Annotated in this window: 22 protein-coding genes; 14 read left to right on the forward strand and 8 right to left on the reverse strand. The window is 68.5% G+C overall.

The window, feature by feature from the left end:
- The first annotated feature begins 58 nt into the window (after window positions 1-58).
- The 11 genes from OG828_RS23810 to OG828_RS23860 all read left to right on the forward strand — a co-directional run bounded on the left by OG828_RS23810 (window position 59) and on the right by OG828_RS23860 (window position 10,495).
- Complete coding sequence (locus OG828_RS23810) at window positions 59-586, forward strand: hypothetical protein (RefSeq protein ID WP_328502268.1); 528 nt, start codon at window positions 59-61, stop codon at window positions 584-586.
- A 140-nt stretch (window positions 587-726) separates the two neighbouring features.
- Window positions 727-1,887 (forward strand): macrolide family glycosyltransferase, encoded by a 1,161-nt coding sequence (locus OG828_RS23815; protein WP_328502269.1) that lies wholly within the window; start codon window positions 727-729, stop codon window positions 1,885-1,887.
- A 220-nt stretch (window positions 1,888-2,107) separates the two neighbouring features.
- Window positions 2,108-2,413 carry an MSMEG_0570 family nitrogen starvation response protein gene (locus tag OG828_RS23820; RefSeq protein ID WP_328360360.1) on the forward strand — a complete coding sequence of 102 codons (306 nt, stop codon included), beginning with the start codon at window positions 2,108-2,110 and terminating at the stop codon, window positions 2,411-2,413.
- Window positions 2,410-3,765, forward strand: coding sequence for an MSMEG_0569 family flavin-dependent oxidoreductase (locus tag OG828_RS23825; RefSeq protein WP_328502270.1), 1,356 nt, complete (start codon window positions 2,410-2,412; stop codon window positions 3,763-3,765). Before OG828_RS23820 ends, OG828_RS23825 begins: the two co-directional genes overlap by 4 nt.
- Before the next feature lie 29 nt (window positions 3,766-3,794).
- Window positions 3,795-4,610 carry an amidohydrolase family protein gene (locus OG828_RS23830; RefSeq protein WP_328502271.1) on the forward strand — a complete coding sequence of 272 codons (816 nt, stop codon included), beginning with the start codon at window positions 3,795-3,797 and terminating at the stop codon, window positions 4,608-4,610.
- A 39-nt stretch (window positions 4,611-4,649) separates the two neighbouring features.
- Window positions 4,650-5,171: an MSMEG_0572/Sll0783 family nitrogen starvation response protein gene (locus OG828_RS23835; protein ID WP_328360369.1), complete on the forward strand. Its 522-nt coding sequence runs from the start codon at window positions 4,650-4,652 to the stop codon at window positions 5,169-5,171.
- A gap of 10 nt (window positions 5,172-5,181) precedes the next feature.
- On the forward strand, window positions 5,182-6,279 hold the full coding sequence (locus OG828_RS23840) for an MSMEG_0568 family radical SAM protein (RefSeq protein ID WP_328502272.1): 1,098 nt from the start codon (window positions 5,182-5,184) through the stop codon (window positions 6,277-6,279).
- A gap of 1 nt (window position 6,280) precedes the next feature.
- On the forward strand, window positions 6,281-7,717 hold the full coding sequence (locus tag OG828_RS23845) for an MSMEG_0567/sll0787 family protein (RefSeq protein WP_328502273.1): 1,437 nt from the start codon (window positions 6,281-6,283) through the stop codon (window positions 7,715-7,717).
- Window positions 7,714-8,565, forward strand: a complete 852-nt coding sequence (locus tag OG828_RS23850) for a carbon-nitrogen hydrolase family protein (RefSeq protein WP_328502274.1) — start codon at window positions 7,714-7,716, stop codon at window positions 8,563-8,565. The genes OG828_RS23845 and OG828_RS23850 overlap by 4 nt, the downstream gene beginning before the upstream one ends.
- Window positions 8,562-9,398, forward strand: coding sequence for a carbon-nitrogen hydrolase family protein (locus OG828_RS23855; protein ID WP_328360381.1), 837 nt, complete (start codon window positions 8,562-8,564; stop codon window positions 9,396-9,398). The genes OG828_RS23850 and OG828_RS23855 overlap by 4 nt, the downstream gene beginning before the upstream one ends.
- On the forward strand, window positions 9,395-10,495 hold the full coding sequence (locus OG828_RS23860; protein ID WP_328502275.1) for an MSMEG_0565 family glycosyltransferase: 1,101 nt from the start codon (window positions 9,395-9,397) through the stop codon (window positions 10,493-10,495). Before OG828_RS23855 ends, OG828_RS23860 begins: the two co-directional genes overlap by 4 nt.
- A gap of 266 nt (window positions 10,496-10,761) precedes the next feature.
- Here the strand turns inward: OG828_RS23860 and OG828_RS23865 are convergent, their stop codons facing one another.
- Together OG828_RS23865 and OG828_RS23870 are read right to left on the reverse strand one after the other, a co-directional pair.
- Entirely contained in the window at window positions 10,762-11,199 is a 438-nt protein-coding gene (locus OG828_RS23865) for an ATP-binding protein (RefSeq protein WP_328502276.1), read from the reverse strand.
- A 193-nt stretch (window positions 11,200-11,392) separates the two neighbouring features.
- Window positions 11,393-12,133: a GntR family transcriptional regulator gene (locus OG828_RS23870; RefSeq protein WP_328502277.1), complete on the reverse strand. Its 741-nt coding sequence runs from the start codon at window positions 12,131-12,133 to the stop codon at window positions 11,393-11,395.
- A gap of 81 nt (window positions 12,134-12,214) precedes the next feature.
- On the opposite strand from OG828_RS23870, the gene OG828_RS23875 reads away from it, so the two are divergent.
- Window positions 12,215-13,321, forward strand: a complete 1,107-nt coding sequence (locus tag OG828_RS23875; RefSeq protein ID WP_328502278.1) for a DUF1152 domain-containing protein — start codon at window positions 12,215-12,217, stop codon at window positions 13,319-13,321.
- A gap of 40 nt (window positions 13,322-13,361) precedes the next feature.
- On the opposite strand, the gene OG828_RS23880 is transcribed toward OG828_RS23875, so the two are convergent.
- From OG828_RS23880 to OG828_RS23890, 3 genes are all read right to left on the reverse strand, one after another.
- Window positions 13,362-15,182: an IS481 family transposase gene (locus tag OG828_RS23880; RefSeq protein WP_328502279.1), complete on the reverse strand. Its 1,821-nt coding sequence runs from the start codon at window positions 15,180-15,182 to the stop codon at window positions 13,362-13,364.
- Between the two features lie 615 nt (window positions 15,183-15,797).
- The gene (locus OG828_RS23885; protein WP_328502280.1) at window positions 15,798-16,232 is read right to left on the reverse strand and encodes a hypothetical protein; all 435 of its coding nucleotides are present in this window, start codon (window positions 16,230-16,232) and stop codon (window positions 15,798-15,800) included.
- Complete coding sequence (locus OG828_RS23890) at window positions 16,177-17,565, reverse strand: SIR2 family protein (RefSeq protein ID WP_328502281.1); 1,389 nt, start codon at window positions 17,563-17,565, stop codon at window positions 16,177-16,179. The genes OG828_RS23885 and OG828_RS23890 overlap by 56 nt, the downstream gene beginning before the upstream one ends.
- 1,337 nt (window positions 17,566-18,902) lie before the next feature.
- Here OG828_RS23890 and OG828_RS23895 point away from each other — a divergent pair.
- Window positions 18,903-19,679 (forward strand): hypothetical protein, encoded by a 777-nt coding sequence (locus tag OG828_RS23895; RefSeq protein ID WP_328502282.1) that lies wholly within the window; start codon window positions 18,903-18,905, stop codon window positions 19,677-19,679.
- Between the two features lie 249 nt (window positions 19,680-19,928).
- Entirely contained in the window at window positions 19,929-20,210 is a 282-nt protein-coding gene (locus tag OG828_RS23900; protein ID WP_328504927.1) for a CPCC family cysteine-rich protein, read from the forward strand.
- A gap of 173 nt (window positions 20,211-20,383) precedes the next feature.
- Here OG828_RS23900 and OG828_RS23905 read toward each other — a convergent pair whose 3' ends face one another.
- From OG828_RS23905 to OG828_RS23915, 3 genes are all read right to left on the reverse strand, one after another.
- Complete coding sequence (locus OG828_RS23905) at window positions 20,384-21,541, reverse strand: RNA-guided endonuclease InsQ/TnpB family protein (protein ID WP_328502283.1); 1,158 nt, start codon at window positions 21,539-21,541, stop codon at window positions 20,384-20,386.
- Window positions 21,542-21,832: 291 nt separating this feature from the next.
- Window positions 21,833-22,204 (reverse strand): hypothetical protein, encoded by a 372-nt coding sequence (locus OG828_RS23910; protein ID WP_328502284.1) that lies wholly within the window; start codon window positions 22,202-22,204, stop codon window positions 21,833-21,835.
- A 323-nt stretch (window positions 22,205-22,527) separates the two neighbouring features.
- Window positions 22,528-23,079: a DUF3455 domain-containing protein gene (locus tag OG828_RS23915; protein WP_328502285.1), complete on the reverse strand. Its 552-nt coding sequence runs from the start codon at window positions 23,077-23,079 to the stop codon at window positions 22,528-22,530.
- Between the last annotated feature and the right edge of the window lie 235 nt (window positions 23,080-23,314).

Here is a 23,314-nt window from a genome sequence, read left to right on the forward strand (position 1 = left end):
AGACTGGCAACCGCCTCTTCGGCGAACCTTCCCATCAACCGTCCGACCAGGGAGAGTCATGCGACGAACCGTTCGTCTCGCACCGCTCGTGCTTGCCGCCGTGCTGCTGGGAGCACAGCCCGCGTCGGCCGAACCGGCCGCGTCCGCCGGAGCCGGTACCGGGTGGGAACCCGCACCTTCCGCACCCTGGGACGTCGATGCCGGGCTGCGGTGCGACTTCCCTGTTCACGGCGAGCCCGTCATCGACGAGGTGATGAAGCGCGTGCTGGACACCCACCCCGACGGTGCCGCGAAGCGCGTCGCGTACAAGGGCGATCTGGTCGTACGGGTCACGAACACCGGGACGGGTGCCTTCTACGACGCCGACGCGAGCGGCTCGGCCATCGTCGAGCACCGAACCGACGGCTCTCAGTTCTGGTCCGTGCACGGCCCGGTGCTGGTCGGCATCGGAGAGGGCAAGGGCAACCTGCCGCGCGGCCTCTACATCATCGACGGGGTGTACACCCTCGACATCAGCTCCACCGGGCACAGGACCGTGACCCTGGTGCACGGGACGAAGGACGACCTCTGCTCCCGCATCGACTGACGTCTGCCCGCACCTGCGACACCGGCGCCGCACCTTCGCACAGCGAGGGCTGCGTTTCCCCGTCGGGCTCCTTGGCGTTCTCTCTGCCATAGACCTCTATCCAAGGAAGTCCGACTATGCCCCGTTCTGCGCATATCGCCATGGTTGGCACGCCTCTGATCGACCATGTGCTGCCAAGCCTGGAGATCATCCGTGAGCTGGCGGCCCGCGGTCATCGCGTGACGTACGCCACCGCCGCCCCCGTCGCCGAGCTGATCACCTCCACCGGCGCCGAGCTGGTCGGCATCACGTCCACTCTTCCGGTCGCCGGCCGCGACTGGCCGCGGGATCCCATCGCCTCCGCCTCCCTCCTCCTCGACGAGGCGATGGCCGTACTGCCACAGCTGCACGCCGCGTACGACGACGATCCCGCTGACCTGTACCTCTACGACGTCGGCGCCCACGCGGGCCGCGCGCTGGCCGAGGCGCAGGGTCGCCGCCTCGTCCAGCTGTCTCCGACGCATGTGGCCTGGGAGGGTGCCCAGGAGGAGATCGGCGCGGCATTCGCCCATCTGCCCGGAGGGCCCGCGTACCGAGCGCGGTTCGCTGACTGGCTGGTCCGGTGCGGTGCGATGACGACCAACGTGGAGGAGTTCACCGGCCGCCCGCCGCGAGTGCTGGCCATGATCCCGCGCGCCATGCAGCCGCATGTGGAGCGGGTCGACACCGACGCGGTGACGTTTGTCGGCCCGTGCTTCGGCGCCGGTCAGCAGCAGGACGGCTGGCTGCGGCCTGCCGGTGCGCAGAAGGTGCTGCTGGTGTCGCTGGCCGGCTCGGCGTACCCCGGGCCGCGGGAGATCTACCACCAGTGTGTGGCGGCGTTCGCGGATCTCCCGGGGTGGCATGTGGTGTTGCAGACCGGCAGTGGCGGCGATATCGCCGAGCGGGTTCCTCGCAACTTCGAAGTGCGGCCGTGGGGGGCGCCGTTGACGATTCTCGAGCAGGCGGACGTATGGGTGACGCACACCAGTGTGCGCAGCAGCAGTGAGGGCCTGTACGCCGGTGTGCCGATGATCGCGGTACCGAACGGGCCCGACCAGTCCCTCTACGCCGACCGGCTCGTCGAACTGGGCGTCGCCCGCCGGATCGACACGCCCGACATCACGGCGGAGACGCTGCGTACCGTCCTGATGGAACTCATCGGCGACCCCCAGGTCGCCACGCGCTCGGCATGGCTGTGGTCCGAGGTGCGCGCCGAGGGCGGCACCCGTCGGGCCGCGGATCTGATCGAAGAGCAGCTCGCCGAGGAAAGGGTGGGCTGATAACGCGGGGCAGGTGCGTCAAGGGCGCCGGGGGCGCTGGCCGTTCCGATTCATGTCCACCGGAACGAGTATGCGCTGATCTCCCACCCGCACCGGTGTGAGGTTTCGTCAACTCCCCTTTATTCCGGATGACTTCGTTCGGAAATATCCGAGGGTTGGAGTTGGTCCCCACAGACAGCGGCGAGGTGTCGAGACCTCGGCGCCCGGCATGGAGGATGTCATGCCCGAGATGTATTTCCACGTGCGCTGGCCCGACGGTGTGACGCAGCGCTGCTATTCCCCCTCCACGGTAGTCGAGGACTATTTCGTTCCCGGTGGCCAGTACCCGCTCGCGGATTTCGTCGAGCGCAGCCGTACGGCACTCGGTATCGCCGGCGAGCGGGTGAAGGAGAAGTTCGGCTTCTACTGCACCGGCGCCTCCGAGCAGCTCGCGCAGATCGAGCGAACCGCCGCCGGATACGCCGCCGACAGTGCTGCCAAGGTCACGGTCGAGTCCCTGACCGGCGCCGACGGGAGCACGCGGTGAGCCCGACCGAAGCGATACGGCTGCCCGGCGCCCTCCCCCACAGCCTTAAGGGCGTGGGCAGTACCCACATACCCGTGGCCGTGGTCGGCGGCGGTCAGGCCGGGCTCTCGATGAGCTACTGCCTGCGTGAGCGCGGTGTCGAGCACATCGTCGTCGAGGCGAACCGGGTAGGGCACGAGTGGCGCGAGCGCCGTTGGGACTCCTTCTGCCTGGTGACCCCCAACTGGCAGTGCAGGCTGCCCGGTTATCCGTATCAGGGCGATGATCCGGACGGGTTCATGGTCCGTGACGAGATCGTCCGGTACCTGGAGGACTACGTCGCCTTCTTCCGGCCGCCGCTGGTGGAGGGTGTCACGGTCACCCGGCTGCGGCACTCTCCGAGCGGGGTCTTCGAACTCTCCACCAGTGCCGGGGACTTCACCGCCGATCAAGTCGTGGTGGCCACCGGCCCGTACCACACGCCCTCCGTCCCGCCGATGGCCCAGCGCCTGCCCGACCACGTCACCCAGGTCCACTCCTCCCGCTACCGCAGCCCGGACCAGCTCCCCGAGGGTGCCGTTCTGGTGGTCGGCACCGGCCAGTCCGGCTGCCAGATCGCCGAGGATCTGCACCTCGCCGGGCGCCAGGTGCACCTGGCCGTCGGCAGCGCCCCGCGTGTGGCCCGCTTCTACCGCGGCCGCGACTGCGTGGCCTGGCTCGACGACATGGGCCACTACGACAGGTCCATCGACGAGTTCGACGACGCCGGCGCCGTGCGCATGCGGGTCAACCACTACGTCACGGGGCGCGACGGAGGCCGCGACATCGACCTGCGGGCCTTCGCCCGCGACGGCATGCGGCTGTACGGGCGCCTCACCGGAGTCAGCGGTCAGGCACTGGAGTTCGCCGACGACCTCAAGGTCAACCTCGACCACGCCGACGCCGTCGCCGAGGGCATCAAGGACGCCATCGACGCGTACATCGCCAGGCACGCGATCGACGCCCTGGCCGAGCCCCGGTACGTCCCCGTGTGGGAGCCCGCCGAGCAGCCGCGCGAACTGGACCTGGAGGCCGCCGGTATCACCTCCGTCGTCTGGTCGACCGGCTTCCGCCGCGACCACCGCTGGATCGAGGCCCCCGTCTTCGACGGCCGCGGCTATCCCATGCACTGGCGCGGCGCCACCAGCACGCCCGGCCTGCATTTCCTCGGTCTGCCCTGGCAGTACTCGTGGGGTTCGGGCCGCTTCGAGGCGGTGGGCCGGGACGCCGAGTTCCTCGCCGACCACATCGACGCCTCACGCCGCCTGGCCGACGTGTGCGGCACCCTCACCGGCGCGCCCACAGGACTCGCCTCCGCCCTCCCGATCGGCTGAGGCAGCCGAGGATGCCGAGGAACCCGGACATGGTCTTCGACGCACACCGCCACATCGGCGTCCTGCCCGCCCACCCCTTCTACGGCGGCCCGCCCGTCAACCCCGACACCACCGCCCGCGCCACCGTCAAGCAGCTGATCGCCGACCTGGACGCGGAGGGCACCGAACGCGCCCTGGTCATCCCCAACTACGGCGTCCCTGACCCCGCGATCGCCTTCTCCTTCAACGAGTTGGCGCTTGAAGCCGCCCAGAGCGACGACCGGATCCGTGCCGGGCTGTGGGTGTCCCCGCGCCCGGAGGACGCCCAACGCACCGAAGAAGCCCTGAAGTTGGCGGGTGAGCCCGGAGTCAAGGCCCTCAAGCTCAGCTTCCTGCTCGGCGGCCGCCCCACCGACCCCTCCTGCGGCCCCCAACTGGACCGCGTCTTCGCCACCGCCGCCCGCCACCACCTCGTCGTCCACGTGCACACCTCCCCCGGCGCGGCCTCCGACATCGACGAGGTGGGCCATCTCGTCGACTGGTACGCCGACCGGGTGCCCGTCCATCTCGTGCACTTCGGCGGCGGGATGAGCGGCCACATCAAGCTCGCCGGCTCCCGGTTCTTCGACTGGATCGGCGCCGGCAAGCGCGTCTACACCGACCTCTCCTGGGCCATCGGCTTCACTCCCCGCTGGCTGGCCCAGGAGATCGAGCGCCGGGGCATCGGCCACGACCGGGTGCTCTTCGCCAGCGACCAGCCGTGGGGCGACTTCACCGGCGAGTACGCCCGCCTCGCCGAAGCCACCGGCGGCGGCGCACTCGGCGATCTGGTCTTCCGGGACACGTTCGCCGCGCTCTACGACTGACCCGACTCCCCAACCACCGCCTCGCCCAAGGAGATTCCCATGTCGGAAACCGCCCAGCTCAGCGACGTCGAGCAGAAGTCCCTCGACGAGATCCCGCACCCCTCGCTCCCCGAGGGCTCCAGCATCTACGGGTCCACCAAGGTCTTCCCCGACTACCAGGCCGAGAACGGGGAGACCTACTTCACCCTGGTCCACGGCATCGCCCACGAGTCATCCGTGTCCTTCGTCGCTGTCCTCCAGGCGACCCGTGCCCTGCGCAAGGGCTTCGAGACCGCCATCTACTTCTACGGTCCCGGCTCCCTCAACTGCCTCGCCACGCGCGGCTTCCCGACCGTCGGCAACTCGGCCTTCCCCGGCGAGCACAACATCAACAACCAGCTCAAGACGTTCATCGCCGAGGGCGGCAAGGTCTTCTGCTGCCGCTTCGGCCTCTCCCTGCACGGCGCCCGCGAGGAGGACCTCATCGAGGGCGTCATCCCCACCCACCCCCTCGACGTCCAGGACGCGCTGATCCACTACGCGCGCAAGGGCGCCATCATCAACTCGACCTACCAGCTGTAAGGGGCCGGACATGGGCACCGGTACCGAGACGGCGGTGGATGTGCGGATCATGACCCGCGCCGAACTCGCCCTGTGCGGCGTGGCGTTGGACGCCCCCGTGCGGCGGCCCGACGGCGCGGGACCCAGCGACGACGGACACGTCCTCGTCGACGGTGCCGGTGCCGCGCTCCCCCGCAACCCCGACAGCCCCTACACGGTCCGCGACGGCAAGGTCTGGCTCGGTGACGAGGCCGGCCATTTCACAGACACCGGCCTCACCCTCACTGCCGTACGCCGTCCGAAGTTCTACGACCTGACCACCGCCGACGGCACCCCGTACGAGCACATCGCCCGCCTGCACGGCGCCGACGTCCTCGCCACCACCGTCGTGCAGACCTGCATCCGCTACGCCGAGTCCGACCGCTGCCGCTTCTGCACCATCGAGGAGTCCCTGCGCTCCGGCGCCACGGTCGCCGCGAAGACCCCGGCGCAGCTCGCCGAGGTCGCCGAGGCCGCCGTACGGCTCGACGGTGTCAGGCAGATGGTGATGACCACCGGCACCACCACCGGCCCCGACCGCGGCGCCCGCAACCTCGTACGGTCGGTGCTTGCCGTCCTGGAAGCCGTGCCCGGTCTGCCCATCCAGGTGCAGTGCGAGCCGCCCGGCGACCTCGCCTGGATCCGCGAACTGCACGAGGCCGGGGCCACCACCATCGGCATCCATGTCGAATCGCTCGACGACGAGGTGCGCAGGCGCTGGATGCCCGGCAAGTCGACGGTCCCCCTGGCCGAGTACTGGGCCGCGTGGGACGAGGCGGTGCGGGTCTTCGGACCGAACCGGGTCTCCACCTACCTCCTCGTCGGACTCGGCGAGGATCCCGATGAACTCATCGCGGGGGCCGGGAAGTTGATCGACAGGGGTGTCTATCCCTTCGTCGTCCCCTTCCGCCCGATGAGCGGCACCCTCGCCGCCCGCGACGGCGTCAGGGCACCCGGCGCGGAGCTCCTGACGTACGTCACCGAGGGCGTCGCCGCGAAACTGCGCGCCGCCGGGATGAGCGGCTCGGACCAGAAGGCCGGCTGCGCGGCCTGCGGGGCGTGCAGTGTGCTCCAGGCAGCGGGCGGCTGAGATGTACCTCGACGGATCCGCACCGGTCGCGGTGGTCGACGAGGTGCCCGACATCCTGGCGCTGCTGGGCGACCGCAGCACGCTCGCCCGGCAGCAGCAGCCCGCCTTCCGTATCGAGGAGGCGGCGGGCGCGGCGGACGTGACCGCCTACCGGCAGCTGCGCCGTGCCGCCTTCGTCCACGAGCAGGGGCTCTTCGCCCACCACGACCTGGACGACCGCGACACCGACCCCCGGACCGTCGTCCTGGTCGCGAAGGACCCGCAGGGCACCGTGGTCGGCGGGGTGCGCCTGTGCCCGGTCGACGACGGGCCCGACCTCGGCTGGTGGCAGGGCGGGCGGCTGGTCGTCGCCCGCGGGGCCCGCGGCCCGCACGGCATCGGCGCGGCGCTGGTGCGGGCCGCCTGTGCCCGGGCGGAGACGGAGGGCGTGCTGCGGTTCGACGCGACCGTCCAGGCCCGTAGCGAACCCCTGTTCCGGCGCCTCGGCTGGCAGCGGGTGCGGGACACCACGGTCGCGGGTACGCCGCACGTCCTGATGCGCCGGCCGATCGGCCGCATCGCGGCGCAGACAGCGGCCACGAAGGCCGCTCTGGGGCCCCTGCTCGCCGAACTGCCCGCTCCCACCGGCTTCGTCGGCGACGACGGCGCCCCCGTCCCCGGCACCGACGTGATCGCCGCGTGCGACGCGATCGTGCCGTCCATGGTCGAGCGGGACCCCGAGTGGGCGGGCTGGTGCGCGGTCCTCGTCAACGTCAACGACCTCGCGGCGATGGGTGCTTCACCGCTCGGGCTGCTCGACGCGGTGGGCGCCCGCGACGCGGCACATGCCGCCCGGGTGCTGTCCGGACTGACCCGGGCGGCACGGTCGTACGGCATTCCGGTGCTCGGCGGGCACACCCAGCTCGGCGTCCCGGCCGCCCTGTCGGTGACCGCGCTCGGCCGCACCGACCGGCCGGTGCCGGGCGGCGGCGGACGCCCGGGGCATGCCGTGTGGCTCACCGCCGACCTCGGCGGTGGCTGGCGCCCGGGATACCGGGGCCGCCAGTGGGACTCGACGACCCATCGCCGTACGGACGAACTGCGCGCCATGACCGGTGCGGTGGCCGCCGCCCGGCCCGCCGCCGCCAAGGACGTGTCCATGGCCGGGATCGCCGGGACGCTCGGCATGCTCGCCGAGGCGAGCGGCTGCCGGGCGGTGCTCGACGTGGCCGCCGTGCCCCGACCGCGGGAGGCGACCGTGGGCGACTGGTTCACCTGTTTCCCGGGCTTCGCGATGCTCACGGCCGACGAGCCGGGCGCACCGCCGCTGCCCGCCGGACCCGCCACGGGTGCGGTGTGCGGGGAGCTCACCGAAGGACAAGGCGTCGGGCTGCGCTGGCCCGACGGAGAGATCACCGAAGCGGTCACCTCCACCGTGACCGGGATGGGGACCGCATGACCACCCTGCGCATGGCCGCCGTCGCCGCCGAGTTCGGCCGCGACCTGGAGGAGGACTTCCAGATCGCCGAACGGCTGATCAAGGAGGCCCGGGAGGAGGGCGTACGGCTGCTGGCGCTGCCCGAGGCGTGCCTGGGCGGCTATCTGCTCAGCCTCAACGACTCCGCCGACCTCGACGAGGGCCCGCCCACGCTCGCCCTCGACGGCCCCGAGATCCGCCGACTGGCCGCACTGGCCGGGGAGATGACGGTCGTCGCCGGATACTGCGAGGCGGCCGGGGACGCCCGCTACAACAGCGTGGTCTGTGTCACCGGCGACGGTGTCCTCGGCAACCACCGCAAGGTCCACCAGCCGCTCAGCGAGGACGCGTCCTACGCCTCGGGCGACCGCTTCCACGCCTTCGACACCCCGGTCGGCCGGATCGGCATGATGATCTGCTACGACAAGGCGTTCCCGGAGTCGGCGCGGGCGCTGGCGCTGGACGGGGCGCAGATCGGGGTGTGCGTGTCCGCCTGGCCCGGCGCGCGCACCAACGCCTCCGCCGACCTCGAACAGGACCGCTGGAAGCGCCGCTTCGACCTGTTCGACCGGGCCCGCGCGCTGGAGAACCAGATCGTGTGGCTGTCCGCCAACCAGGCGGGCACCTTCGGCTCGCTACGCTTCGTCGGCAGCGCCAAGGTCGTCGACCCCGGCGGCGAAGTCCTCGCCGACACGGGCGTCGCGGCCGGTATCGCCGTCGCCGAACTCGACGTCGTACAGGCTCTGGAAACCGCCCGCCGGTCGATGGGACACCTGCGTGACCGGCGGCCCGAGACCTACGACCTCGCCACGGGAGCAGTCACCGCATGAGCACCATCCGGATCGCGGCCGCGGCCGCCCACTTCGGCCGCGACCTGGAGTTCGACCTGGCCCGCACAGCCAAACTCATCGAGGACGCGCGCGCCTGTGGCGCCGGACTGCTGGTCCTGCCCGACGCGGCGCTCGGCGGCTACCTCGCCGACCTGCGCCACCCCGACCCCGAGGCCCTGCCGCCCGCGCTCAAGCCGGACGACCCGCTGATCCTCCAGGTCGCGCGCCTGGCCGCCGAGATGGTGGTCTGCCTCGGCTACTGCGAGGACGGCGGCGACGAGCGCTACAACGCGGCCGTCTGCGTCAGCGGCGACGGCATCCTGGGCCGCCACCGCAAGGTCCACCTCCCGGCCGGCGAAGTCGCCGCCTACACGCCCGGCGACCGCTTCGACGCCTTCGACACCCCGGCCGGCCGGATCGGCATGCTCATCGACTACGACAAGACGTTCCCCGAGTCGGCCCGTTCGCTGGCGCTGGACGGCGCCGAGATCCTCGCCTGCCTGTCCGCCTGGCCCACGTCCATCACCAACCGCGCCCCGCGCATGGCCCAGGACCGCCAGGCCAAGCTCTTCGACCTGTACGACCAGGCCCGCGCCGCCGAGAACCAGGTCGTCCTCGCCTCCTCCAACCAGACCGGCGCCATGGGCGGCATGCGGTTCCTCGGTCAGTCCAAGGTGGTCGGGCCCGGCGGCGACATCCTCGCCCGCACCTGGTCCAAGGCCGGACTCGCCGTCGCCGAGGTCGACGTCGCCGAGGAGATCGAGCGGGCCCGCCGTATCCTGCGCCACCTCGACGAACGCCGGCCCGCCGCCTACCGGGAGGACCGCCCGTGAAGATCGCCCTGCTCAGCTACTCCACCAAGCCACGCGGCGGCGTCGTCCACACCCTCGCCCTCGCCGAGGCGCTGGCCGCGCTGGGTGAGGACGTCACGGTGTGGACGCTGGGCCGCGGGGGCGACTCCGGTTTCTTCCGGCCGGTGGATCCCGCGGTACGACTGCGGATCGTGCCGTTCCCCGACGGCTCGGACGGCGAGACGGTCGGCGAACGGATCCTGCGCTCCATCGCCGTCCTCGGCGAAGCCTTCGAACCCGCCGCGGCGGCATACGACATGGTCCACGCCCAGGACTGCATCAGCGCCAACGCGGTCGGCGGCCGGTGCGTCCGCACGGTCCACCACATCGACCACTTCACCACCCCCGAACTGGCCGCCTGTCACGAGCGGGCCATCGTCGAGCCGTACGCGCACATCTGCGTGTCGGCGGCCGTCGCCACGGAACTCGCCGCCGGCTGGGGCATCGAGGCGGCGGTCATCCCCAACGGAGTGGCCTACGACCGTTTCGCCACCACCGACCCGGCCGCCCGCGCGAACTGGCGTTCCCGCCTGGGCCGTTACGTCCTCACAGTCGGCGGCATCGAGCCCCGCAAGGGCTCCCTGGACCTGCTGGAGGCGTACGCCCTCCTGCGCGCCGCCCACCCCGACGTACGCCTCGTGATCGCGGGCGGCGAGACCCTCTTCGACTACCGGGACTACCGCGCCCGCTGGGAGTCCCGGGCGGCCGAACTCGGCGTCGAGCCGCTCGTGCTGGGCCAGATCGCCGACGACGAACTGCCGCCCCTGGTGGCCGCCGCCTCCGCGTTCGCCTTCCCCTCCGTCAAGGAGGGCTTCGGGCTCGCCGCGATGGAGGCACTCGCCGCGGGAGTCCCCCTGGTCGTACGCGATCTGCCCGTACTGCGCGAGGTATTCGACAGCGCCGCCCGTTTCGCGGCCACCCATCAGGACCTGGCCGCCGAACTCGGCGCCGCACTCACGGACAACACCCCCACGCGGCGGGCGAGGGGCCGCCGACTCGCCGCCCACCACACCTGGGCCACCGCCGCGCAACGCCATCTGGCGTTCTACGGCTCTCGGCTGAGCGCCGGGGGCATCTGATCTCGGGGCCGCTCAGGTCAGTGGTCTGGGGTTTGTCCATTGCCCTGGGTCGCTCGGTCAGCGCCTCCGGACCGTGAAGCGCCGTGGATCCGCGAGCAGTTCGCCCGCACTGCGTGCCACCGCGCAGACGGGCAGCCGTAAGCCGGCGGAGGGTCGTCCTTGTGGTGCTTCGAGCGCTCGGCACGTACCAGGTCGTCGAGCCCAGCCGCGATGTCACGCTGCCGCTCCTCGTCGGAGTGTTGCCATGCCGCACGAGGTGCGCCAGTTCAGCATCGCCAGGCATCGGCCACCACGAAGGAGACCACCGTCCCGCCCAAGCGGCTGGGCCCGGAGTGCCATGAGTCGGCGATGGAGTCGACCAGGAGCAGCCCGCGTCCATGGGCGTCGTTGGCATCGGGGCGGCGAAGCCGTACGTTCGCGGGGAACCCGGGATTGTGCACCTCGACCCGGAGCGAAGTCCCCTCACGGAACCACTCCACGCGCACTACCCACGACTCTTCCGACCGCCCGTAGACGATCGCATTGGTCACCAGCTCCGAGATCATGAGCGCGCAGTCGTCGACCGAGCAGAGAGGGTCGAACGGAGCGATGAACTTGCGAAACCAGCGCCGCGCCAACGGCACGGACTCTGCCGTCGGATGCAAGGTCATCGCCCCGAGTCGCGGTGAGTCGTCACCGCTGTAGCCATCGATCCTGTAGCTCATCCGTGCTCACTCCCTGCCGCTGCCGTCGCAGTCGAGGCAGCGCCGCTTCGATGTGGCACGGACACCGCGGGCCCTGATCCGGCCGCCGACTCGTCACGCCGTGCCCCCTCCGGGTAAGTGGCCTTAGCCACTTACTGGATAGTGGCATTGGCCACTCCGAAGATGCAAGCAGCTCGGCAGAACTGATGCCTGCTCAGGCGAGGGGGTAGCCCTGTTCGAACGCCCAACGGTGCGGAGGATAGGTGGCTTCGGCGAACTCCAACGGACGGTCCTGGAGGTCGTAGACGACGTGATGGACAACCAACACAGGTGAGCCAGGCTCCAGTTGGAGGTCTGTCGTCTCCCCCTCGGTGGCACCCCGAGCGCACATGCGATCTTCGGCGTAGCTCCCCTGGCGGCCTGTCGCCTTCTCCACGTACATCAGGGTTCCCTCTTTAATCCGCTCGGGATCCAAGAGCTTGGGCGCCCGCTGACCGACGTCCGGAGCGAACCACGAAGTGGACAGGGTGATAGGCCCGTCCTGGTTGTTGGTCACGCGCCGGCGGTGCACGGCCCGACGGTCCTTCACCAGGCCCAACGCCTCGGCGACGTAGTCCGGAGCCTCCACCCAGCCCGCCGACGTGATCACCGCGTACTCACCGGATGTGTAGATCTTCCCGGTCTGCCGCGCCCGCCCGTACAGCTCACGGGCCCGCCGGTTGACCTCCAGACTCCGCACGTAGGTGCCAGACCCCTGGCGCTTCTCGACGAGGCCCTGATGACTCAGCGCTTCAAGCGACCGGGCGGCCGTAGGCCTGGACACCTTCCAGTCCGCCGCGAGTTGACGTTCCGAGGGGACCTCGTCCCCCGGCCGCAGGTCACCCCGAAGAATCTGATCACGGATGAAGTGCGCGATCTGGAGATACTTCGGCTGAGCCTCCTCGATCTGCGGCATGTGCCCTCCTCGTCCAAGTGGCTATGGCCTCTAGCCACTATAGGGTGAGTGGCCAATAATCGAACTCGTAACCTGGGGCACATGACGCGGTTGATCGTCGCAGCAGGAGGAGGGGGCGACGCAGTCGCCGCCGTAATGCTTCACGCCGCCCTGTACGGCCACGATGAGCGGGCGGTGATTCTCACGTACGCGTGGGACCGCCTGCTGATCGACCCGCTACCGGGCCCGAGAGGAGCCAACAGCTTCACGGGACTCGAACGCCTCACACCTGCCGTCTCGACAGTGCCGGCCGACGCCCACCCGATCGCTCCGGCAGGCTCAACCCTCCCCCGGCTCGCAGCAGAACTCCCGCACACCTTCGCACTGATCGACCCGCACCACGGCGCCGAGGGCATCACCCGCCAACTGGAAGAGCTTGTCAGCCACTTGGAGCCCGAATCGATCGACGTCCTGGACGTGGGCGGCGACATCCTGGCCCGAGGCGACGAGCCAACACTGAAGAGCCCCCTCGCCGACGCCCTCACCCTCGCGGCCTGCTGCCAAGTGAACGCGCCCATGCGCCTGTTGATCGCCGGTCCGGGCCTGGACGGTGAACTCCCGCTCGACGACTTGCGCGGCACGCTCGGCCCCCTCGTGCACACCTTCACCGCGAAGGACGTCGAGCCGATCGCCCCGGTCCTGGAGTGGCATCCTTCCGAGGCAACCGGAATGCTCGCAGCCACAGCCCGAGGCATACGCGGCACGTGCGAAGTGCGAGACGCAGGTCTCCCCGTGCCACTCACAGACGAAGGGCCGACGATCCACCAGGTCGACTTGGACGATGCCTTGAGCCGGAACGAGCTCGCCCGTGCGGTCATGACGACCGAAACCCTGGACGAGGCAGAGGCCCACAGCCGCGAGATCTGCGGCTACTCGGAGATCGACTACGAACGCAACAAGGCCGCCTGGCTCAAGGAACAGCCGCCAACGGAGTTGGACCCGGAAACGGTCCTGGCAGAGCTGGACCAGTTCGAGGCCGACGCCCGGAACCGCGGAATCACCCACACCACGTTCCGCCACATCACCGAGGCCCTGAACCTCCACGGCAGCCAACGCCAAGACCTGCGGCAGCTGCTGATCAACGGCCGCCCGGAGCAGTACGCGGCGCCCTTGTGGCACATCCCAGCCGCATTGTCTAGTCCCAGGTGATGTTTGACGTTCTGGTCCCAGCTGATGCTTGACGGTGGGCCTAGACAACATCGGAAACCTTGTAGGGCTTGTTCGCTTTCACGTTGCGGACGGGGATGTCGGTGGTGCGCGGGATGACCCGGGCCTGACCGTCCAGTTCCACGGTGATCGTCGACGCCGACACGTGCATGATCACGGTCTGCCCCGCGTAGGGCCGGCCGAGGTGGACGACCTGCCGGCAGACCATGACCGTGCCGACCGCGCTGACCCGCCGCTGGACACGCACCGGCTCCACCCGGGGCCGGGGCGGCGGGCCCGCGGGCCGCAGGCCGTGCAACCGCTGCACCTCCTCGCTGGTGAGCGGGTTGGGCCGCACTCGCAGCAGTTCCCTCGAGGACGGGTCGAAGAACGACAGCGTGGCCTCGTCGATGCGGACGCTGACCCGGCGCCCGCCCAGGATCTCCGCCGCCAGCACCTGGCGCCCGCCCAGGCCCATCAGCCCGTGCTTGTTCACGGTCCGGTCCACCTCGAACGCAGCACCGTCACCCGCCGGCAGCGGCGACGGCCCCGCCGCACGCCCACCCCGGGCTGCCAGCTGGGCCAGATCCGCCACCGACAGGTGCGACCGCACCGACTTGATCCGCGACCCGGCGATCAGCAGGTGGATCACCTGTGTGTCGGCCCAGAACGTCACCGTCAGCCCCGAGCGGGCCGGGCCCAGCCAGAACTGCTTGCCCGCGACCTGCAGATTCCCACTCGCAGGCACCACCCGCTCGAACTCCACCGGTCCGCCGTCCTCCACCTGCGCCGATGGCGCGATCTCCTCAAGCGGACTGACGGAAACAGGCATCGCCTCAGCCGGTCCCTGCTCGGCGGGGGAAGGCCTCTGCTGCGGCACCAGCCCGAGCACTCCGGGCACCCGCAGGCCCAGCACATCCCGTTCCTGCTCGGGAACCGGGGTGAACCGGTCGCCCGGAGACTGCATGTCCAGGGCCTGATGCGGCCGGACGGAGTGGTATTCCTCCACCCACGCATCCAGCGCCGCCTGAGCCGCCCCGATACTCTCGAACGCGCCGCAGTCGTCGAGGAGTTCACGCCGCAGCGTCTGATGGAACCGCTCGACCTTGCCCGTCGTGGTCGGGGACGCCGGCTGGGTGAGGCGGTGAGCGATCCCGTTCTCCCGGCAGATCCGGTCGAACAACACCTCACCCCCGTGCCCGAACCGGTCGGTGAACTGCTTGCCGTTGTCGGTCAGCACCTCTTCCGGCACCCCGAACGTCCGCAAGGCCCGGACGAACGCCGCACACACCGCCCGCCCGGTCGCCCGCTCGACCACCGAGGCGATCACGCAATACCGGGAATGGTCATCCACACCCGTCACGACCTTGGCCTCGGTCAACTCCCCGGTCCCCGGGTCGACCAGCATCACGCCGCCGACGATGTCCATCTGCCACAACTGCATCGCACGGTCGCGCTGCCAGCGCTTGTAATCGGACCGCTTCCGGCGCCGCACCCCCGGCTCCACCAGCCCATGCCGGACCAGGATCCGATACACCGTCATCCGCGACGGCACCAGCGCCACCGCCCCGGACCGCTCCAGCACATGAGCGATCCGCCGCGGACCCCACCGAGGATGCTTACGCCGCAGCTCACACACGGCTGCCTCCACCTCGGCAGAGGCCTGATGCGGACACGACGCCGGCCTGCGCGAACGATCCACCAGACCCGCCAGACCTGAGGCCTCGTACCGGGACTTCCACCCGCTCACCGTCTGCCGCGACACCCCCAGCGACGCGGCGACCTCCGTCACCGTCGCACCCGCCAGCACCGCAAGCACAGCCCGGTATCTCTGCTCGACAACCGACAACTCCACCAGCGCCAATCCCGGCCTCCCCACACACGCCGCAACGACGCGCACAGAAAAGCCGAACACGGCCACTGTCAACCATCAGCTGGGACCGAAGTGTCAAGCATCTACCGGGACCGGACACATCCCAGCCGCATCCTGAGTTGCAACTTTCTCTACTGTTTCAAGGCGGCTCGCTCCGCTCCCCGCGCGCGGCCCGACCCCCGGCCGGGCCTGCGCTCCTGCCTCGTCCCGCTCCAGCCCGGCCAGGGTCCGTGCCGCGCTCAGAGCAACCCCAGGGCGTCAACTCCCCGCCGCACTCGGATAGTTGCCAGCCGTTCTTACGAGACAGGGGCGCCAGCAACCCGCGGACACACGCCGTGGCACGGCGCCGCAGATCTGCTCGCGGGAAGACCCCGCCGACCTCCAGCAGCCTGGTCAGAGAACCCCTCAGCCCGCTCCTGGTCCGTGACCGACAGCGGCACGTCCAGCAACTTTACCTGCATGCTCGCCAGTTACCCACCGCAGCTGATGGACGAACTGCAGAGGCGAAGCTGATCTACATCTGAAGACATCTAAAGGGACTGACCAGCGCAGACCCGCGGCCACGAGAATTTGCAATCTCTGCAATCGCCCTATCCCGGAAGCCTGTCACCTACGGGGCGACTCCGGGTCGCCCAGCGACGCGAAGACCGATTCGGGCGCAAACCGGTTGGAATTGGTCTTGTAACGCTCTCCGAGGAAATCTCCCATCGACCCGCCGATGAGATTGGTGATCTGTGCGCAATGCATCAGGAGGTCGGCGATGACAGGAGCTAGATCCTTGTCATGCGAAGAGTAGTCGACCCTCTCGCCGGCGTATTCGACGTGGTCGGCTGGCTCGATAATTCCGGCCAGCTTACCCAGGGTCTTTGAAAGGTGGAGGTGGACGTGCCTAATCTTCGCATGCTCGGGGGACTGGATCCCCCACATGTCGGCATCGTAGCGCTCTTGCAGTTCTTGCAGGGCCTTGAATCCTGCGGCAGCGATCTCAAGGAGCCGGCTCGCCTCTGCCGAGCTTTCCACCCCACGGGAAGGTGAAGTCACCTTCGATCTCCTTTTCGTAGAAATTGACATTCGGTGCCGACTTCGGGTGCACCACGATGGCGGCCCTGCGGACTTCGTAACCGAAATCCTTCAGCAGGTCTGCCACCCACGCCTGCACGCGACCGTTGATCACTCGATCGTCAAAGATCAGTGCACGCGCCCCCTTCGGAAACTTCCCGACCAGAGGCGGTAGGAAAACGTCCCATTTATCGGACTCATAGTGAAACCAGCCGTCGTCACGAGCGATTTCACCGAACAGGAGGTTGTGACTGCTTCGCCCCGGGCGGCGGGGGAAGGTTACGGCGGAGAAGAGAGGAGGGTCGTCTGCCGAGTGGCGCAGGCAGTACGCGGGGGCAAAATTCCCAGGACCGGACATCGCGACGATCAGGTCCGGCTGGAAATCACGCGTGATGCGCCTGTGAAGGCGACCAAGTTGTGCGCTCAGGGTGTCCCAGCCCAACGTCGTGATATCGGTCGCGACTACAGGTTGCCGCGCTTCCCTGACGATGTCGCTGAGGAAGATCTCAAGGTCGCTGTATGCGGAGCCGTACGAGACCACGTTGATCCCGTGCGGACGGTATTCGACCCTCCGTTGCTGGTATTCGGATTCCCGCACCAGAGCGAAGGGAGCAAGGCTCGTGTCCGGGAGGTTGGTGGTCAGCCACGAGCACAGTGCGGAGAAGTTCGGATCGAAGAGCCCTTGACCGAATCCGATGAAGATGACCGCTTTGACCGTGAGGAGAGACCGCAAAAACGCCTGTGCGCCTGGATTCTTCAGAACTTCACCGTAGTTCGTGTACCCGAATACAACGCTGTCCGGCCTTCGCCAGTATCCATGCAGATGGACCACGTACGATCCGGGAGAGTTGATCTCCTGTTGCATGTTTGGAAAATCTTGCCAGGTGACCGGGGTTCGGCCGGTGATGCTCTCCAGGATTTCGTCGTAATTTGTCGTCAACAGTGGTGCGCCCGACTCGTTGAGTACTTGGACGATTCCCGGGCTTAATGCTCGAATATTTCCGACGGTATCAGCGAGCCACTTGGCGTAATATTGACCAGGAAAATTCTTGAGCTCCTTCTGGACCTCTTCGGCTGTGCGGATCATCGCTGACGCGTCGTTGCCCTTGATCGCCCTACGGTGTGTCGTGCTCCACTTTTTCGGCAGCGTAGGGTCCAGGTCGACGCAACGGTCGATGCCGCTTTCCATCAGGCCTGCCCACGAAGCGACCGCGTTGCCTTCCGATGCTGATACGGAAACTCCGGCACCGATCACGAAGGCGGCATTCCCCTGGCGAATTGCTTCGACAATCTCAGTCCTGAAGTACGTACTCAAGATCGCTTATCCTGCCTGTGCGCGGGTGCTCGTGAGATGATCCTCAGGATACCCCCTCGTCTGGCAGGTCACGCGAGGTGGTTGTGCCGAAAAGCATGCCACCGGCACGCTTTTATTGCTAAATGCTTCAACTCGATACGTGGCGTTTATTCGAACACGGGGGGAAGTCATGATGTCATGTCAATTTGGGTCTTCGGCCCTTCAGTTGGAGATCCGTGGCTTCGCTGTAGTTCGGGGTCTGGTGGGTGGTGGTCGTGCTGTGAGGCAGGGCGGTACCCGCCTTCCGGCCCCTGCTGGACAGCGTCGACCTGATCGCCACGGTCATCACCGCCGACGCGCTGCACACCCAGCACACCTATGGTCCGTCTGCGCAGGTGACAGGCACAGCAGCCCGAGGTCGAGCAGCTGTCCAAGTTGCTTCGGGAGGAAGAGGTCATCCTCGAAAGCCGCACTGTCACGCTTCCGCCGTCGCGGCTTGCTCTGACGGGCGCCATCGAGCAGCGTGGCGGAGGCCGGTGGGGGTAGAGCGAGGCACACGCGCGCCTGATCGGTCGGCGCACCCGTCATCGTGGCTGACTGTCGTCGGTTGAGGCTCAGACAGCTCACACTATGGCTATGCCCACTGGATACCCCGCCTCAGGAGTTCGTCATCTACAGCGCGAAGCCTCTCGCGCCACTCCCGCGCGGCCTTGGGGTTGCGGCCCATGCCACGCGCCACGGCGCACCCTCAGCCCGCTGAGCAGCGAAGGCCCGGCGCTCCCGCAGTTGCTCGACGGAGAGGCCGGCCAGATCGGCGTACCAGTTTTCGTAAAGCTTCCAACGGCTCATCGTCCCAGGGTGCCGACCGCCACGCCCCCGCCGCACACCAATTTCCTGGCCCCGACGGCCTGTTGCCCGACCGCACCACAAGCGCACCAGATCGAGCGGGGAACAGCGGGGAATCACGGGGAAGAGGGCCCAACCCGACGACGCCATCATCCGACCGTTCCCCCAGGTCAGCGTCCGAACCAGCGGCAAATGCCCGCAGCTTCCCAAGCTGAGAGTCCGAGGCCGCAGAAGCTCCCGTTGGCAGGCGGGTGCGGTCCGTCGCGTATGCCCCACCAGAACCCAGCGGATCACAGGACACACGCCGGGATACGCTCACAGCCTTGGCAGGGGTCAGCCACCTTATTCCGGGGGGAATTATGGGGATTTCATCGCGTGGTTGCGTACCGCGCAGAGTGACGAGCGCGACGTTCGCCGCTGTGCTGCTCGCTGGGGGAACGGTTGCCTGCGGAGGCGGCTCGCCGAGTGACTCTGCGAATCAGAGCTCGCCCAGGACGACGCCCGCGACGGCCGTGGCGAAGGCGGCGGCGAACTCCGAGCGCATCACGTCGCTCCACTACCGGGTCACCGGGACCGTGCCGGACAAGGGCCGGTTGGAAGCCGAGGCATCCATGCACACGGAACCCCTGACCATGAGTATGAAGATGAACGCGACCGGCCAGGGCAGAGACGAGCAGCTGGAGATCCGGTTCGTCGACGAAGTGATGTACGTCGGCGGGAGTGCGGTCAACTCCGAGAAGCTGGACGGCAAGAGCTGGTTCAGCGCCGACCCCGCCGTATGGGGACGCGGCGCGGCGGACAACAACTCCTACGGCATACTGCCGCGTCAGATCGAAGGTAACCCAGCCGTGCAGTCCAGGATCCTGACCGCCTCCAAGGACGTGCGGAGGATCGGGACGCAGACGATCGACGGCACCCGGACCACTCACTACAGAGGAACGGTCACCAGTCGCGGCATAGGCGCAGCCCGTGACGCTGCCGCGAGCACGGCGGCTCGGGAGCGCCATATCAACAGCCTTGATCAGTTCTTCGTGCTGCGCGTCGAGGGCACGCTCACCATGGATCTGTGGATCGGTGATGACAGCCGCACCAAGCAGTTCCGCCTGCAGGGCGATACGCGCGACACACGGGGCGGCACCGACGGCAAGCCGCTCGAGATCATCGACGGCGACCCCCTCGACTTGACCATCACCTTCCTCGACGTCAACCAGCCGGTGACCGTCGAGGCACCACCGTCCGAAGACACCGCCGACCTCGCCGCACAGATGGACGAGGCACAGACAAGCTGAGCAACACCTGGAAAGTCCTCGCCTGGCCCAGCGACACCGTCTCAGTTTCCGTCTCATTCAGCACCGTTCACGGCCGTTCAGGTAAGGCTCAGATCCATCCCCGCATCGGCAGCCAACCGCCGATGAACCCGAGTGAACGCCCCTGCACACAGCTCCCAGCCCCACCACCACAGTTGGAAAGCGTGCATGCCAACGCGACAGAGCCGTGCCCGCCCAGTGCCTGCCGAGCAGAATGCAGACGTGACCTTCATGAACGTTTTCGGCAGCGCTGAGGGCGGGCCCTACCGCTGCCCGTGCTGCGGCTTCATCACGCTGACCGAACGCGGGGCATTCGAGATCTGCGATGTCTGTTACTGGGAGGACGACGGCCAGGACGAGCACGACGCACACGTGGTGCGCGGCGGTCCCAACCACGATCTCAGCCTGCGTCAGGCACGCCAGAACTTCGAGGCGATCGGTGCGTGCAACGAGTACTGCAGACGGTTTGTACGCGCTCCGCTGCCTGAGGAGCGCCCGGACAGCTCCAAATGAGCGCAACTTCCCGAGCTGAGAGCGCGAGTTCGATACTCGTCACCCGCTCCATGTCACCTTCTCGGCCGTGAACGGCCGAGCTTGTGTACTCGGTCGTTCACACCTTGTCGCGCTCCCGACTGCCCCCTACGACAGGACGGTCACGGGTCGCATCTCCCCACAATCCGGCCCGTTCAGGCTGGTGCGGGGACGGGTGCGGTGACGAACACCCACGCCGAGCGCGCGCGGTTGCGCACGTTGACCCCGGCGACGTGGTCGGCAGGCCCAGCGAGGCCGCACCGACGACAGGAAAAATGGTCCCGGGTGGGCCGGTTGGCCCGCTCGGTGTGCCCGCAGCGCGGGCAGCGCTGCGAGGTATAGGCCGCATCCACTTCCACAAACGGCACCCCGGCCCGGCGGGCCTTGTAGGCGAGGTGCTGTCCGAGCTGGTGGAACGGCCAGGAAGACAAGGTGCCCTGCTGGTCGCGGCGAAGCCGTACCCGGTCCCGGATCCCGTCGAGTTGCTCGACGGCAATCCCGCGACCGGTGCGTTGCGCGACGGACACGATCTCCTTCGAGATCCGGTGGTTCACATGGGTGGCATGGCGCTGCTCCTTCTTCGCCCGACGGGCCAGGCGGCGGGTGGCCGAACGGCTCTGTTTTGCCTGGAGTTCGGCGCGTTTGCGGGCCTGCCAGCGGCGATACCGCGAGAGCCGACGGCCCTGGTAGTTGGTGCCATCGCTGGTGCTGGCGAGGTTGACGATGCCGCGGTCAACACCGATCCAGTCAGCCGGCTCATACACCTCGGGATCGGGAATGTCGCAGGTCGCGATCAAAAACCACTTCCCGCCCCGCTGGACCAGATCGGACTCGCCCTTGCGGTACTCGGCCAGCGTCTTGAGCTGGTCCGGCGAGCCGGTGTAGCGGATGCCGCGCATCCGCCCGTCCACCGTCCAGATCGACACCGTGCGCGCGTCCGTCTGCCAGGACAGGCACCGGTCGTCGAACGGCTGCGCCGCCTCGGGCCGGAAAGTGACCGGCGAGCCGACCGCCTTGCGGTACCGCTTCGACTCGGGTCCGCCCAGCCGCCCGGCTTTGAGGCTCGCCGCGAGCGCGCCGTAGGCGTCCACGACCTTCTTCACCACCCGCACCGCAGGCTGTGCCGACAGCCCGAACGTGGCCTTGATGTCCGCGTAGACCAGCTTCTGCAGGCCGTTGCGGTCCTTCACGCCCGCGTCGAAGGCGGTCCGGGAGACGTGGTCGGCGGCCCGGTTGCAGGCACGCAAGGTCGCCTCCAGCGCCGCCGCCTGCTCCGGCGACGGCAACAGCTTCACCTGCACCACCAGCTTCACAGCCCCAAACCTAGGCAGCACCTCGCACACCCGGGCGAACTTCGCACGCATTCACCCACCCTCGCGACCATCCAGGACACGCGTACGAATTCGCCGCTCCGCTGGACAGCCGTGCGGGCACTCCGCGCCCGGCCATCGGACGCGGTGACGCTCCACGTCACCGATTCGAGATGCGTTCCTCCCCGGCGTGAACGCCGGGGCATCCTCGCAAGAATCAGGTGAAACCCCCAGGTCATTGACCCGGGGGTGTTTGTTCATGCATCTCCGTCGCCCGGCACGGCATTACGAGGGCTATTCGGTGCCGGTCTCGGCCTTGTGCATCATCTGGACCAACAGCAGGACGCCTCCGGTCGCTGCCCCCACCGCTCCCGCCGCCAGGAAACTACGTGAGGAGCGCCAGGACAGCACCGACCACCGCGACTGCGCGGAAAACAACGATCCCGTACTCAGCCACGACCCGGTCGAGATCAGCGACAGGGAGGAACCGATCGAGCCGACCGACAGGGCACTTCCGATCGAGCCGACCGACAAGGCCGAGCCGACGGAACCCACGGACAGCACCGATCCCACTGAGCCGATCGACAACACGGAGTCCTGTGACCACAACGACAGCACCGAACCAGAGGAGGTACGACGGACCGACCGCACGGACAGCTTTGTCATGAGGCCATCTTGCCCGCTGGTCGTTCTGTCTCGGCAGGTTGTGGACGGATGACGTGGGTCTTGAGTGACGACCTTCCGGCATCTGGCTCACGGCGCGGCAGTGGACGGCGCCGGCCGCTGCGCGTGAGGAGTCGCGACGCGCATCTGGAAAAGGGCCTCCAACCGATGAGCGGTCAGCGGTGTGCATCGTGAACCCGAGGCGATGACGAGGAAAGTGGGGGCGGGTTCCGTTCCGAGCGGACGGCAGCGGTGCGGGCTGAGCGGGCAGCAGGGCAGGGGCCCCTCAGCATCGCCCAGAGACCCCTGCCGCTTGGCTCACCCCATCACTTGGCGGGCTTGTAGAAGGTGTACGTGGCGGAGTACCGGACGCTGGTCTGATCCGTACCGGTGCAGGCCGTGGTGGGGGCGACGCCGCCCCGGGTGTCGAGGCGCTGGATGTAGGAGACGTCGGCGAATATGCCGGTGCCGCGCGTGGCGGTGGACTGCAGGAGGAGTTCGGGGATGGTGCCGTCCTTGGGGGAGCTGGCGAGGGCCGCGGCGTTGACGGCGCTGCCGTCCACCGTGGACACCCAGACAGGGCCGCGGGAGTGGAGGGCGACAGTGCGACGGGAGCGGTCGTTCTTGGCCCAGAGGGTGGCGGCGGGCTCCAGCAGCTTCCAGGTGCCGTCGGTGCAGGTGTAGGTCTGGACGCCCTCGGCGGAGAAGACGCCGGTGAGCCGGTTGCCGTCGGGGACCTTCAAGGCAGGGGGAGCGTCGACGCCGGTGCGGGCGGGCTGCGGAGTCGCGGCCTGGCCGGCCGTCGCGCTCATGAGCGTGCCGGCGGTCACGGCGGCGAGCGCTGTGGTGGTGAGGACGAGACGCTTGGTGAGCTTCATCAGGTAGGTCTCCAGAGAGGTTTCTGAACGAGCTTCGCGGCGTAGCCCTTCGCGTGGCCCCGCCAGGTCGGGGCGGAGGATCGCGGTCGGGTGTAGTGACAGAGTGCTCGGAGGCTGTCCCTGGTTCCACGGGAGCGCCACCGCTCACGCCAACCTCCGCTGTCACACACCTTGTTGAGCGCCACTCGCGTCCCTACCATTTCACCGCAAGGGAGATTTGAATCGTTTCAAGGCG

Origin of the sequence: Streptomyces sp. NBC_00457 (assembly GCF_036014015.1) — a bacterium.
In the GTDB taxonomy this organism is placed as follows: Bacteria; Actinomycetota; Actinomycetes; order Streptomycetales; family Streptomycetaceae; genus Streptomyces.